General features: G+C 49.2%; 9 protein-coding genes. 6 read left to right on the top strand and 3 right to left on the bottom strand.

The genetic code is table 11. From position 1 onward, the window contains the following. Positions 1 to 2: 2 nt before the first annotated feature. Positions 3 to 1,001, bottom strand: coding sequence for a phosphatase PAP2 family protein (locus JIE71_RS11565; RefSeq protein WP_199508863.1), 999 nt, complete (start codon positions 999 to 1,001; stop codon positions 3 to 5). Positions 1,002 to 1,335: 334 nt separating this feature from the next. Here JIE71_RS11565 and JIE71_RS11560 point away from each other — a divergent pair, with 334 nt between their 5' ends. The 6 genes from JIE71_RS11560 to JIE71_RS11535 all read left to right on the top strand — a co-directional run bounded on the left by JIE71_RS11560 (position 1,336) and on the right by JIE71_RS11535 (position 10,111). Beyond that, positions 1,336 to 2,295, top strand: coding sequence for a LysR substrate-binding domain-containing protein (locus tag JIE71_RS11560; RefSeq protein WP_199508862.1), 960 nt, complete (start codon positions 1,336 to 1,338; stop codon positions 2,293 to 2,295). A 129-nt stretch (positions 2,296 to 2,424) separates the two neighbouring features. Beyond that, positions 2,425 to 3,849 carry an aspartate aminotransferase family protein gene (locus JIE71_RS11555; RefSeq protein ID WP_199508861.1) on the top strand — a complete coding sequence of 475 codons (1,425 nt, stop codon included), beginning with the start codon at positions 2,425 to 2,427 and terminating at the stop codon, positions 3,847 to 3,849. 66 nt (positions 3,850 to 3,915) lie between these two features. Next, a complete protein-coding gene (locus tag JIE71_RS11550; protein ID WP_199508860.1) occupies positions 3,916 to 5,397 on the top strand; it encodes a VOC family protein in 1,482 nt (493 codons plus the stop codon). 183 nt (positions 5,398 to 5,580) lie between these two features. Continuing rightward, entirely contained in the window at positions 5,581 to 7,071 is a 1,491-nt protein-coding gene (locus JIE71_RS11545) for an aldehyde dehydrogenase family protein (RefSeq protein ID WP_199508859.1), read from the top strand. A gap of 172 nt (positions 7,072 to 7,243) precedes the next feature. After that, positions 7,244 to 8,725 (top strand): Na+/H+ antiporter NhaC, encoded by a 1,482-nt coding sequence (nhaC, locus tag JIE71_RS11540; RefSeq protein ID WP_199508858.1) that lies wholly within the window; start codon positions 7,244 to 7,246, stop codon positions 8,723 to 8,725. A 99-nt stretch (positions 8,726 to 8,824) separates the two neighbouring features. Beyond that, complete coding sequence (locus JIE71_RS11535; protein ID WP_199508857.1) at positions 8,825 to 10,111, top strand: NAD(P)/FAD-dependent oxidoreductase; 1,287 nt, start codon at positions 8,825 to 8,827, stop codon at positions 10,109 to 10,111. 247 nt (positions 10,112 to 10,358) lie between these two features. Here JIE71_RS11535 and JIE71_RS11530 read toward each other — a convergent pair whose 3' ends face one another. Further along, the gene (locus JIE71_RS11530; RefSeq protein WP_199508856.1) at positions 10,359 to 11,696 is read right to left on the bottom strand and encodes a basic amino acid/polyamine antiporter; all 1,338 of its coding nucleotides are present in this window, start codon (positions 11,694 to 11,696) and stop codon (positions 10,359 to 10,361) included. A gap of 16 nt (positions 11,697 to 11,712) precedes the next feature. Further along, positions 11,713 to 12,636, bottom strand: coding sequence for a homocysteine S-methyltransferase family protein (locus JIE71_RS11525; protein ID WP_199508855.1), 924 nt, complete (start codon positions 12,634 to 12,636; stop codon positions 11,713 to 11,715). Positions 12,637 to 12,771: the final 135 nt, after the last annotated feature.

The following is a 12,771-nucleotide window of genomic DNA, read 5'->3' as shown; positions in this document are numbered from 1 at the left end:
AACTACGCGCCAAGCATCGGCATATAATGAAAATACGCATACAGCGTACTGGCGATAGCGGTGAGGATAAGACATGCTGCGACCAAAAGTTTCTCCGAGGTGCGCCATGTGTGTTGCCAATGGATTTTACCGAGGCTGGTCAGCCATTCGGTCACGCTAATCGCCACAACCAGCCATAAGGAACCAACCAAAAACCCGCCCAAAACATCGCTTAGGTAATGCTCATTTAGCACAATGCGGCTCAGTCCCACCAGTACACAGAGGATAACGCCCAGTGAAAACAAGCGCACCTGCCGTGAAAAGTTGGTCGCCAAACGTATGGCGATATAAGCAATAAAACCATATAACGCAAGGCTAATGGTCGCGTGCCCACTGGGAAACGAATAGGACTGCTCAGTTAACAAAATCGCACTCGGGCGCTCGCGTGCGAATAATATCTTGCTCCAAAACGAAAACAACGTACTGCCAATGGTCGATATGAGCAGACCAACGATGACATACGGCTTACGCATTACGGCGCAAACCATACTGGTTAAAACAGTGATGAGGCAAGTAATCGCCGCCGCACCCAAGCTGGTAATGACAATAAATCCCTCAATCACAGGAGAGCTGCGCAGTACGCTCATGTGCGCGGATACATAATGGTCAAAGGCCACTATCGCATCAGCTTCGACCACATCTTCGACCAAGCCTGCGTACAGGGCGAGCACATAGCCGCCTATAATCACCAGTGTGGTTAAGGTTAAGCCAAAAAAATGCTGCCGCCGGAAACGCGCAGCCAAAAAACCCGCCAATACAGGATGGCGTGTCATAAAACGCAGTACTAAAGGCTGCTGTAATAAATGATAGCGCGTCACCTCTATATAATGCCAAATGCGCTTTAATACCCTTTCGCCATAACGAACCGCCACTGTCTCTATCAGCGCGAGTACCAGCAATACGACAATCATCGCTGCACCGAGGCTGGCGAGCTGAGGGTTTTCTTGTAATAGCGCGAACATCAGGGTGAATCCTTATCTTTCTTATTCTTATTATGGCTGTATTGATCGAGCGATAGGTTGGGCAGTAGCGTTTAAAGCAAGGTGTCATGATAGCGTAGCTGGCTGCTGCCTATCGTGGCGGTTATGTTGCATAATTGCGCTGATAAGGCACGTCTATACAGCCGTAAAAGTAGGCTATTTAACGCTTCTTACAGATAATCAGCATACCCACTAGCAATCCCAAAATGAAGGTCGTACGCGTATTGTGTACGACTGACTTAACGTATATGCTTAGGGTAGTGGGGCGTCATCGTGTGCGCCCTTTTCTTTGTTCTTGTTTTTTGATTTGTGACCTATGACGACCAATACTGCGCCTTCTTTGTCTTTTCGCCGTTATCCCTCAACCACTGCGCTACAATGCTTTGAGACAGCCGCGCGCCACCTAAGCTTTACCAATGCTGCCGCCGAGCTGCACATGACCCAAAGCGCGATTAGTAAACAGGTCGCACAGCTTGAAGAAATGCTTAATATCACGCTGTTTTACCGCACCTCACAGCGCATCTCATTGACACCTGCGGGCAAGGCTTATTACTTAGAGGTGCTCAATATCCTAAAGCATATTGAGACTGCAACCACGAGCCTGATGTCGCATAGTGACAACACTGAAATTCTAAACATCGTTTCGCACCCAACCTTGTGTTCTCGCTGGCTCATTCCAACCTTAAAGGGCTTTGATGAGGCGTATCCGCTGATACGTCTTAATGTCAAAGAGCAGCCTGCGCCCTTCTTTTTTGAAGATCAAAAGGTAGATATTGCGTTTTTATACGGTGATGGTATTTGGAACAGTATGGAAGCGGTAAAACTCTTTGATGAATACTGTATTGCAGTGTGTCACCCTGATTATCTGCTAAATAAGGACATCAGCGATCAGCCATTAACCGAAGCGCGCGCCCAAAATACCACGCTACTGCATATCGACTCGCGTCCAAGTGCATGGTATGAGTATTTTAAACAGCAAGACATCAGTATTGATGGTACGTTTGTCGGCCCACGTTTTGACACATTTCATGCTTGTATTGCCGCAGCGCTAAACGGCTATGGCATTGCCTTAGTGCCCCAGCGTTTGGTTGCGCCTGAACTGGCAGCGGGGACGCTGGTACAAGTCTGGGAGTTTGCGTCAAAAGGGCGCTGTGCGTATTACATGGCCTATCCATTATCCTTAGAGCGCACACACAAGACCAAAGTAATGGTCGATTGGATTAAACATGCCATTGAAAAGGCCGAGTGCTCTGTTGATGATGCCGTAGCGCCCTAATGGATTGACTACTGCAGGTCATTGCCAAAAGCCAATGAGCAAAAGGAATGCCAGACCAACTTTTATTCGTTTGCGGCATGACAAGGCATTTGTTGAAATGAAAGTCTGATTCAAGGACGAGAGACTTTCATGAACACACGTTATCAAGTGACTAATGCCTTTACCATGGTACATCCTATTACTCTGACGCATGGCAAGAATGCATGCGTTTGGGATACGAATAATAAAAGCTATATCGACTTTGTCGGCGGTATTGGTGTTTTAAACTTTGGTCATTGTCAGCCTAAAATCGTTGAGGCGATTACCAAGCAAGCCCAGTTATTAACCCATTATGCGTACAATGCCGCAGGCCACCTACCGTATCAAACCCTCATGCCGCGTCTGTGCCAGTGGGTCGCTGCCAGTATGCATGCGGTCAATACCAATAAAGCCCCAGCCGCCTTAAGCCCGCAAGCCATCGCTGATTTTGACAGCGAACCGCACGCAAAAGCCGTTGCCTTATCAGGTATGCTCACCAATTCTGGTGCAGAAGCCACCGAAAACGCCCTAAAAATCGCGCGCCTAAAAACCAAGCGTGTCGGGGTGATTGCGTTTGATGGCGGCTTTCATGGGCGTACGCTTGCGGCAGTCAATCTTAATGGCAAGGTTGCCCCTTATAAGCGCGGCCTTGGACCATTATCGAGCGCTGTTTATCATATTCCTTTTCCCAGCCCAGACAATACCGTCAGTGACCAGCAAGCGATGGCTGCGCTGACCCGCCTGTTTGAGATTGAGACCGATGTCGACAATATTGGCGCATTTATTGTAGAGCCGATTCAAGGCGAGGGCGGCTTTCAGCGTCTCTCCCCAAGCTTTGCCCAATATCTGCGCGCGTTTTGCGATGAGCACGGTATTGTGTTGATTATGGACGAGATTCAATCGGGCTATGGTCGTACAGGCGTGCCCTTTGCCTTTATGCATTTGGGTGTCAATCCTGATTTACTATTGCTCGGTAAAAGTATCGCTGGCGGGTTGCCGCTGGGCGCGGTCATCGGCACTGATGACTTGATGAATGACTTACCAAAGGGCAGTCTGGGTGGGACTTATTCGGGTAACCCTGTCGCCTGCGCAGCAGCAAATGCCACCTTTGACATCATGGCAGACGCTACCACGTGGGAAAACGCCCAGCATTATAGCGATGTGATTGAAACGAGCGTATCTACTTGGCAAGCTGAGAATCTCTCGCCTTGGCTACATGGCCTCACAGGTGTCGGTGCGATGCGTGGTATTGAACTGCGTCACAAGGAAGCGGGCACGAATCCACAAGTCATGACGCATATTTTGACCGAAGCACGTGCGCGTGGTTTGTTACTGATGCCAAGTGGTAAATACCGTCATATCATTCGCCTGCTGCCGCCACTGACGATTGAACCTGAAACGTTGCAGCACGGCCTAGATATCTTAAAAGAAGTGCTGCAAAGCATTCCTAAGCATTTTAGCCAGCCAACCAATACGCAGCCTACCAGCGCTGAATCTAATAACAATACTGCTGCAAAAACGCTGGCGGCAGGCTAAGTGCCGTCTGTGTTATGCCTGTTTTATAACTTATGTTTATGACACTCATTATCGGAGAGAATTCTAATGACCCGTGAAAGCACGACTACCGCTCACAATGGCTTTGTCAGGAGTGACACCATCCGTCACGCCTTTTCTGTCGCCATGTCGGATATGTACCAAAACGAAGTGCCGCTATATCAAGACCTGCTCACGCTGGTTGCCGATGTTAATAAAGCGACGTTAGAAAAAGATACATTGCTTGCCGCACAGCTGGCGCATACAGGCGAGCTACCACGCCTCGACATGGAGCGTCATGGCGCAATCCGTTTGGGTACAGCAAACGAGCTTGCGATGATGCGTCGTCTGTTTGCGGTCATGGGGATGCATCCTGTGGGTTATTACGATTTAGCGCCTGCCTCTGTGCCTGTACATTCAACGGCCTTTCGGGCGCTTGACTCGGCGTCATTGAACCAAAGCCCATTTCGGGTGTTTACCTCATTATTGCGTCTTGATTTGATTGATGATGAGGCGTTACGTGCGGCAGCCGAAGAGGCTTTGTCAGCGCGTCATATCTTTACTGATGAAGCCATTGCCTTGATTGAGCAATTTGAGCGCGACGGCGGCCTTGGTGCGGCAGACAGTGCGCGTTTTGTGCAAGCCGCGCTTGAGACCTTTCGCTGGCACAAAGACACACCGATTTCAAAGACCTTATACCAGCAGCTGTCTGACCAGCATCGCTTGATTGCCGATGTGGTGGGCTTTAAAGGGCCACACATCAACCACTTAACCCCAAGAACACTGGATATTGATGCCGTGCAGCAAGGCATGGCTGAGCGTGGTATTCCGCCCAAAGCCATTATCGAAGGGCCACCACCGCGTCACTGCCCAATTTTACTGCGTCAGACCAGTTTTAAAGCGCTGCAAGAATCCGTGAACTTTCGCAAAGCAGATGGCACGTATGAAGCGGGCGAGCATAGCGCACGCTTTGGCGAGATTGAGCAGCGCGGTGTCGCCTTAACCGCCAAAGGGCGCGCGCTTTACGACGAACTATTGGCGCAAGCACGTAACGACTTGGGTGCTACGCCCAACGAAGACAATGCCGCCAAGTACATGAAGCTGCTCAGCGCTGCCTTTAGCGCATTTCCTGATGATTATCAGACACTGCATGATGAGGCGCTGGCGTATTTTTATTATCAGCCCGTGTGTGATGGGTTGGAACAAGATACGTCAGAGCGTACGCTAGCGCTGATAACGAGTGATCCCAAAACGCTCAATCAAGACGACTTAAGTCAGCTGATTCGACAAGGTGTTTTGCGTATTGAGCCTATTGTTTATGAAGACTTTTTGCCCGTGAGTGCGGCAGGTATTTTTCAGTCTAACTTGCAAGAAGACAAACCCAGTGACTATGCAGGCACGTCCAATAAAGACGAGTTTGAACAGGCGCTAGGCGCTGCAGTCTATGACGAGATGGCGCTGTACACCGATATGCAGCGGCAGAGCTTAACCCAAAGTTTGCAAGCCTTGCAAAGTTTTACACAGCGTAGACCTAAGACCGAGCTGTCTTAACACGCTATCCTTGATAATCGAAAATACAAATATTTAAAACTCTTTATTTTATAAAACAAAGTTTGCTATTCCGAAAAGGAATGCCCGTAAGAATTTAATTATTTTGCAACGCTGTAGACAGCACGGTAATTTAATAAATGTCTTAAGGAAGCAAATTTATCACATACAACAAAAGGAATGACTATGATTCAGCAATACATGACCGCCATGGGTGTTAAAGACGACCAATACCAAAACGGCGACTTTGCCGTACACACACCAACCGATGGTAGCGTGATTGGTCACGTAACGCTACACAGCACCGACGATGTGCAGACAGCCGTGAGCAATGCTAAGAGCGCTTTTAACGCATGGCGTACCATTCCTGCGCCAAAGCGCGGTGAGCTGATCCGTATTTTGGGTGAGGTATTGCGTGAGCACAAAGACGAGCTTGGTGCGCTGGTATCACTAGAAGCAGGCAAAATCAAAGAAGAAGGCCTTGGCGAAGTCCAAGAGATGATTGATATTTGTGACTTCGCGGTCGGTCTATCGCGTCAGCTGTACGGCCTAACCATCGCTTCAGAGCGCCCAGGTCACCACATGCGTGAGACATGGCATCCGCTTGGCGTGATTGGCGTCATCTCTGCCTTTAACTTCCCTGTTGCCGTTTGGTCATGGAACACCGCACTTGCTATCGTCTGTGGTAACCCTGTTATCTGGAAGCCATCAGAAAAAACCCCACTGACCGCTATCGCGTGCCAAGCATTATTTGAAAAAGCGCTTAAAAAATTCGGTGACGCGCCAGCGCATCTATCACAAGTGATTCTAGGCAAAACCGAAGTGGGTAATGCGCTGGTTGAAAATAAAGACGTGGCACTAATCAGTGCAACTGGCAGCACCCGCATGGGGCGTACGGTTGGGCCTAAGGTTGCTGAACGTTTTGGCAAATGCTTGCTAGAGCTTGGTGGTAACAACGCCATGATTTTGACCCCAAGTGCAGATTTGGACTTGGCACTGCGCGGCATTCTGTTCTCAGCCGTCGGTACCGCAGGCCAGCGCTGCACTACCTTACGCCGTCTGTTCGTGCATGAGTCGGTCAAAGCCGACATTCTACCTCGCGTCAAAGCCGCTTATGAAACCGTGACCATCGGTCATCCGCTAGAGGGCAATTTGGTTGGCCCACTGATTGACAAAGACAGCTTTGACACCATGCAAACCGCGCTCAAAAATGCCAAAGATTCAGGCGGTAGCGTCACTGGCGGCGAGCGTGTCCTCGCAGACAAATATCCTGATGCTTATTATGTCAAGCCCGCCATTGTTGAACTCGATGAGCAAAACGACGTGGCGCGCAATGAGACCTTTGCCCCGATTTTATATGTCATGACCTACCGTGATTTTGATGACGCGCTTGCCATGCAAAATGACGTACCACAAGGTCTGTCCTCATGTATCTTCACCAATGATATCCGCGAAGCTGAAGTGTTCTTAAGTGACCGTGGTAGTGATTGCGGTATCGCCAACGTGAACATCGGCACCAGTGGCGCTGAGATTGGTGGCGCGTTCGGCGGCGAAAAAGAGACAGGCGGCGGTCGTGAATCAGGCTCAGATGCTTGGAAAAACTACATGCGTCGTCAGACCAATACCATCAATTACTCAAAAGAGCTACCGCTCGCGCAGGGTATTAACTTCGGTTAATCATCTGAGAGTGTAAAACTTTTTAAAGCACACAAGAGACGGCGCGTCTTATCCCAGCATGGGGCGCGCTTGAGTTACTGGTAACAAGGAACATAAAAGGAAATTTAGACGGCTTATACGCTACAGCGATAATAAGCATCCAATAAGCCACTACTAAGGAAGGTAAGTGTCTATGATTAACGAAGCCCCCTCAAACCCTGATGACGACTACGACTCGTCTAACGCCTCATCCAATTTTTTACTTGATATCGCGCCTTTGGTATTGACCGCCATTATCCTTATGGTGCAGTTCTTTGTGTTTAAAGACTTTACCCCGCACATTCCACTTGCCTGCGGTATTTTATTGACAGGGTTGTTCGTCAAGCTGCGTGGTCGCAACTGGCAGGGTATGGAAGATCGTTTTTTAAAGGTGATTAAAATCGGTTTGCCCGCGATTTTGATTTTGATGGGCGTGGGTATGCTCATCGGCTCATGGATTATCGCAGGGACTGTACCGACCATCTTGTATTACGGTTTTAGTATCTTTTCACCCTCATCGTTTTTAGTCTCCGTTTGTATCATTTGTGCCATCATTTCCGTTGCGACAGGGACGTCGTGGGGTACGGTCGGTACGGTTGGTCTGGCGATGATGGGTATCGGTGTTGGTCTTGGTATCCCTGCCTATTTGACAGGCGGCGCGATTGTGTCGGGCGCGTTTTTTGGTGACAAGATGTCACCACTGTCTGATACCACCAACCTAACGCCCGCCGCCGCAGGTGTGGACTTGTGGGAGCATATTCAAGGCATGCTGCCAACCACCGTACCAGCAATGGTCACCGCATTGATTATCTACGCATGGATTGGTATGAGCTACGGCAGCGACAATATTGATATGTCTGTTGTTCAGGTGCTACAAAGCACGTTATTAGACAACTACACCATCAGTTTATGGACGCTATTACCTGCGGTCGTGGTGGTTGGTGCTGCGGTCATGAAAATGCCCGCCATTCCAACGGTACTAAGCGGTGTGGTGGTGGCGTCACTTGTCGCGTTCTTTATGCAAGGCGTGGGCGTCAACGAAATCTTCACCGTGTTACAAAACGGTTTTGTCAGTGAAACAGGCTCAGAGGTCGTGGATCAGCTGCTGTCAAAAGGCGGCGTCATGTCAATGACGTGGGTGGTGACGTTGACTATTTTTGCGCTGGGTTTTGTTGGCTCACTAGAGCATTACGGCACGCTAAACGCCATCATGAACAAAATCAAGAGCCTAGTAAAGTCACGCATCGGCTTGATTCTTACCAGCTATACCAGCGTGATTGGCGTCGGTACGATCATTGGTGATGTGTACACTACCTTGGTCTTGCCAGCACGACTCTTAAAAGACAAATATCAAGAAATGGGCTACAAGCGCACCACATTAACGCGCTCTATCGAAGACAGTGGCACGCTGTTATCGCCGCTGATTCCATGGAACATGGGTGGTAGCTTTGTGGCAGCAACGCTGGGTATCGCAACCTTGGCTTATGCACCATTCGCTTTCGCTTGCTGGTTATCGCCTTTATTTGGTCTGTTATGGGCATTTTTGGGTAAGTTCACGCCAAAAGAAGCCGAAGAAGACACAGCCGCTTACCGTACGGAAATGGTTGACAACGCGGTTTCTGCCGAAAAGGTTTAAGCACGCCATCTCTAATTATTGTATTTATTCTCACTATAGTGGGTCACCATCCTAGTGACCCACCGTCAACACTTTCGTCTGCACAAAGGAGGGCACGATATGTTGCAAAGGCACTGTTTATGGGACATCACCGCGCCCGCAGCACCACACTATGAGCCACTTAGCACCGATACCAGCGCTCAGGTTTGTATCATCGGCGGCGGCTATACAGGATTGTCAGCGGCCATTCATTTGGCTGAAAAAGGCGTTCGCGTCGTGGTATTAGAAGGCAATACCATCGGTAGTGGCGGCTCAGGTAAAAGCGTGGGCTTGGTCAATGCAGGCACATGGGCGCGTCCTGATGACTTAAACGCTGAACTGGGCGACACAGACGGCGAGCGTCTGACCGCTGCCCTAGGCGCCGCGCCCAAGCTGGTATTTGATTTAATTGAGCGCTACAACATCGACGCCCAAGCGACCAATGCAGGCAATTTGCACATGGGCCATAACGCCAAGGGCGAACAAGATGTTGATATTCGTTATGAGCAATTGAGCCGTCGCGGCGTGGATGTTGAAGTCTTAACAGGCGCACGCTGTCATGAGTATTGTGGCACGACCAGTATTAACAAGGCGTTGCTCGATAATCGGGCGGGCACATTAAACCCAATGGCCTATGTACGCGGGCTGGCAAAAGTCGCTACCAGCCTTGGTGTGACCATCTATGGGCAGTCACCCGTCCAGCGCTTACAAAAAATCGATGGTGAGTGGCATGCGGTCACTCATCGTGCTCAGGTGAGCGCGGAGCGCGTCATTATTGCGACCAACGCCTATACCGAAGGCGAGTGGACAGAGGTGAATAAAACCTTTTATCTGGTTTCTTATTACCAAATCGCCTCTGAGCCTTTGAGTGGTGAAGCAGCAGCGCGTATTTTGCCCCATCGCCAAGGCGCTTGGGACACCCGTCTTGCGCTATCGAGTATCCGCCGTGATAAGGATGATCGCTTGCTACTGGGAACGGTCGGCGCACGCGCTTATAAGCCTGCGGCCTTTTATAAGTCGTGGGCGAACCTTGTACAAAAGAGCTATTATCCTGACTTGCCTGCATTTAACTGGCAGTACGAGTGGAGTGGTAATTTTGGCTTTACCCAAGACCATATCTTTCGCGTATTAGAGCCTGACGAAGGCATTGTGACCGCTACCGCTTATAATGGACGCGGTATCACCACAGGGACGATGATGGGCAAGTGCTTTGCCGATTATATTTTGACAGGCAATCGTGACAGCATTCCGCTACCGTTTAAAACCTTAGAAGAATGCAAAGTCACTATGCCCAAGCTTAAATCCATCATGACTGAAGTTGGCTTGACACTGTACCATTCAGGGCAATGTTTGCAGATTATTAAATAATAGCTGATTAAATATATAGTCAACACCGAATAAAAAATATGACATGATAGGTGCGCTCGATTAAACACTATTTTTCTTGCTTGCTGTGACTTCGTCTCCAGAGGCTGCGAAAAATAGTGTTTAATCTCACTGTACTCTCCCTATTTTTATATATTTTAAAATTACCTTTGAATACTTTGCAAAAAAAAGCGCGCCATCATGACGATAGCGCGCTTTTCTTATCTTTAATAGGGCTTTAGAGCATGTTTTACGATGGCTGCTGTAACTCTTGCTGGCGGGCTTGATAGCGACTATAAAAATAAATGGCCAAGCCAGGAATATAAAGGAGTAGGGACAAGAACAGATTGTCCACACCTGCGGCATAAATCAGCCATGCGCCATAGACGCTCGCGCCCAAGCCTGTCGCTTTGATATACCAGCGCTCGTTTTGGCTAAAGGCAACCTTTACTAAATATGCACCGACCAAAAAGTAAGGAATCAAAATCATCGAGGTTGAAATCAGCACTAAGGTGTTGTAGCCTTCGCCTGTCAGATAAATCATTAACAAACAGACTTGCACCGTCACACTGGTCAATGCCAGCGAGGCTGTCGGCGTGCCTTGCGCATTTTGTTTGGTAAAAATGCGCGGGAACGCATGGTATTTAGCTGCCGTGTAAGGTACTTCTGCTGAATAGATAATCCAGCTCAGATAAGACGCCAGTACAGAAACAATCAGACCAAGGCTGATGCCCCATTTGCCAAAACTGCCTGTCATCTGCGTCATGATACCTGCCATAGACGGATTGCTGAGCGCTGCCACATCCGCACGGCTCATCACCCCAAGCGACAAAAGCGTAATACCAATGTACAGTATCAACGCAAACAGCACGCCCATATAAGTAGCGCGACCGATATCAGCGCGTTTTTTGGCGCGCAGAGATAAAACAATCGCCCCTTCAATACCCGTAAATACCCACAGCGTAATGAGCATGGAGTTTTTGACCTGCTCCATAAAGGGCGTCTCAAGACTGGCACCTGTACGGTCGGTATTAAAGGTTTGTAAGTCAAAGCTATAATAAGCAAAAACAATAAAGGCAATCAGCGGTAAGCTTTTGGCTAAGGTGGCGAGCAAATTAATAAATGCCGCTTGCTGCATGCCGCGTAGTACCAAGTAATGCACCAGCCACAAAATGACCGATTCACCCAGCAGCGCCCATAACGTGTTGCCTTCACCAAAGATAACGGCGTTTTCTGTATCGACAAAGCTGCCAATAGCGGCAAACGCCACGACCAAATAGCCCACCACGCCGATAGTGGCACACAGCCAATAGCCCCACGCTGAGAAAAACCCCGCCAAGTCGCCAAAGCCTGTTTTAGCATACGTATAAATACCACCGTCCAGCTCAGGCTTTAAACGTGATAAATGCAAAAAACAGCCTGCGAGGAATAAAATCCCCACACCTGTAATCAGCCATGCGGTGATGATGGCATCGACACCCGCCACTTCCGCCATATTTTGCGGCAAACTAAAGACCCCAGCACCCACCATCGAGCTGAATACCAAGGCGGCGAGCGTGGTTAATCCAATTTTTTGTACACTTTGCATGGTATGACCGTCTGCCTTAGCGCGCATTCGCGGCAAAGTGCTGGCTTAGCACCTCAATATGCTCAGGGCCAATACCACAGCAGCCACCGATTAATGACGCGCCTTGCGTTTGCCACTGTGTTGCCCAGTTTAAGTAGGTAGGCGGGGTTAAATCGTCACGTACCTCATCCAGCCCATCATTGGCGGTGGCTTCTTTGGTCTGTGGCGGAAACGCATTGGCATAAGCCCCAAGCTGAATGGTATTTGCGCCTTTGTCTGCAAGTGTGTCTTTTGCTACCGCGAGCGCGGCATCAATGACCTCTGGCTGACAGCAATTAAACAAAATAGACGCCACATTGGCATCGGCAAGGGCAGTGATTGCCTCCGCTACCGTCTCACCTGAGCGCAAACGCGGCACATCAAGATTTTCATCGTCCTCAAGGGTAAAAGAGACCCATACAGGTTTGTCTTCTTTATCTAAGGTTTGAATAAGCTGGCGTGTTGCGAGCGACTCAGCAATCAGACTTTGCGTCTCAATAAGCCACAAGTCAATATAAGGCGATAAGCCCTGAATCAGCGGAGTTGCGATATCTTCAACGTGCTCAGCGTCGAATAAGTCAGCGCGATACGAGCCAAACAATGGCGGAATAGAGCCTGCCACGCGTGCGGTGTTGCCTTCAAGCTCAACGGCGGCACGTGCCATTTGTCCCGCAGAAACGGCCAAATCCTGTGCATTCGCTTCAAAGCGTTCTTGTCCAATATGAAACGGCACAAGGGCATAGCTATTGGTGGTAATGACCGAAGCGCCCGCTTGCAAAAAAGCGCGATGCACATCACGCACGGTTTCAGGCGCTTCTATCATGGCAAGTGCCGACCATTCAGGCTGACGAAACGGTGCGCCACGCTTTGCCAGCTCACGTCCCATACCGCCATCAATGATAGTGACCGATTGTGTTGTCATAGCAACTCCTATTTTCAAAAAAATAATGGACTCTAGGTGGCCTATAGCCTACTGACCAAAGATAAAAAGTGGGGCAATACTAGGCGTAATAAGCAAGCGATGCAACCGAAACTTTGGAAATACAAATCCACCAAA

The organism is Psychrobacter sp. bablab_jr014, assembly GCF_016464015.1.
Lineage (GTDB): Bacteria > Pseudomonadota > Gammaproteobacteria > Pseudomonadales > Moraxellaceae > Psychrobacter.
The sequence above is the reverse complement of the archived record's forward strand: the minus strand, read 5'-3'. Positions and strand labels throughout refer to the sequence as shown.

Coding starts and splice junctions, on each gene's coding strand:
- JIE71_RS11535 (WP_199508857.1), top strand. CDS start 8,825: ATGTTGCAAAGGCACTGTTTATGGGACATCACCGCGCCCGCAGCACCA.
- JIE71_RS11530 (WP_199508856.1), bottom strand. CDS start 11,696: ATGCAAAGTGTACAAAAAATTGGATTAACCACGCTCGCCGCCTTGGTA.
- JIE71_RS11550 (WP_199508860.1), top strand. CDS start 3,916: ATGACCCGTGAAAGCACGACTACCGCTCACAATGGCTTTGTCAGGAGT.
- nhaC (WP_199508858.1), top strand. CDS start 7,244: ATGATTAACGAAGCCCCCTCAAACCCTGATGACGACTACGACTCGTCT.
- JIE71_RS11525 (WP_199508855.1), bottom strand. CDS start 12,636: ATGACAACACAATCGGTCACTATCATTGATGGCGGTATGGGACGTGAG.
- JIE71_RS11545 (WP_199508859.1), top strand. CDS start 5,581: ATGATTCAGCAATACATGACCGCCATGGGTGTTAAAGACGACCAATAC.
- JIE71_RS11565 (WP_199508863.1), bottom strand. CDS start 1,001: ATGTTCGCGCTATTACAAGAAAACCCTCAGCTCGCCAGCCTCGGTGCA.
- JIE71_RS11560 (WP_199508862.1), top strand. CDS start 1,336: ATGACGACCAATACTGCGCCTTCTTTGTCTTTTCGCCGTTATCCCTCA.
- JIE71_RS11555 (WP_199508861.1), top strand. CDS start 2,425: ATGAACACACGTTATCAAGTGACTAATGCCTTTACCATGGTACATCCT.